Annotated in this window: 1 protein-coding gene; it reads left to right on the top strand. The window is 50.3% G+C overall.

Features of this window, described 5'->3' with window-relative positions; translation table 11 throughout:
* Positions 1–299: 299 nt before the first annotated feature.
* A partial coding sequence (locus IQ219_RS19800; RefSeq protein ID WP_194073761.1) for an RlpA-like double-psi beta-barrel domain-containing protein occupies positions 300–1123 on the top strand: 824 nt, incomplete at its 3' end.

Genomic DNA, 1123 nt, shown 5'->3' with positions numbered 1-1123 from the left:
CCACTATCCAAATTGTCCCACTGCTTTTTGGAAACGGAACAAATTCTTTACACCTTGTAATGCAAGCTTTTACAGACCTTAATAAACTTTATTTATCTCTCCAATAAGATTTTCTGGGGTCTACTCCCCAATTTACGTGGTAGCTTGTGGAAGCTTGTAACGAAAATCTTGTCCGCCTTTTCGTACTATGTGCGGATGAGTGGGACCGCCGAAGACTCAGTAACTTATTTGCTGAAGTTTTCACCACTACCCTCTGATTCAATCGGGGTTTGCAGTCCTTGACCTTTACCTCTAAGTCTATGAAAGGAATTAACGTTTGTCGCTCGATCGCCGGTGTTATTGGCACAGCGAGTTTGACAACCCTGGTTTGGGGTAACTGCCCTTCTGGATTGTTGGCCTTAAACACCATCATCGAAGCGGATGCTCCGACAGCCGTTTCAGAGAATAATTCTTCTCTAGCTCCCTTAGAATCCTCCGTTACCGCCGCTTCTTCCAATCCGGTTTCCACTTTCCAAGACACCGAACTGATTTCTTTAGTTCCCCACCAAGGCCCGGAAAATCGTTTAGCTGTTACTCTGCGGGTGAACCAAATTCCCGTGGTCACCTTTTTGGGCACTGCCGCCGAGTTGACCGCCCTGGGCAATGACCAAGCCACTGACACCATGGAACGGGCCCAAACCGTTGCCCGTCGCCTCGATGAACTGAGCGGGGCTAAGTCCTTTGACCCAAGCACAATCAAAGTGGATCTAGATGCCACGACCAAGCAACTGGTGGTTAAATCCGTCGACGAAATTCTCCTGACCATCAACAAAAATACAGTTTTACCGGAAAAACCCCTCTCCGCCCCGGAAACGGCCCTGCAAACTGCGAACCGTCTCCGCCGTTTGTTGGGGGGGGCAGAGCCTATTGTCGCTTTACCGGCGGCTCTGCAGGTGGCTCGGGTGAATGCCTTTGATGCCGCTACAACGATTAAAAGAATTAAGGGAGGCATTGCTTCCTGGTACGGTCCTGGATTCCATGGGCGACGCACCGCTAATGGTGAGCGTTTTAACCAAAATGCCCTCACGGCGGCCCATCGGACTTTGCCCTTTGGCACTAGGGTGAAGGTGACCAATCTCCGCAA

Origin of the sequence: Synechocystis sp. LEGE 06083 (assembly GCF_015207725.1) — a bacterium.
GTDB lineage: Bacteria > Cyanobacteriota > Cyanobacteriia > Cyanobacteriales > Microcystaceae > Synechocystis > Synechocystis salina.
Note: the sequence above shows the minus strand (reverse complement) of the source record. Positions and strands in the feature narration are given on the sequence as shown.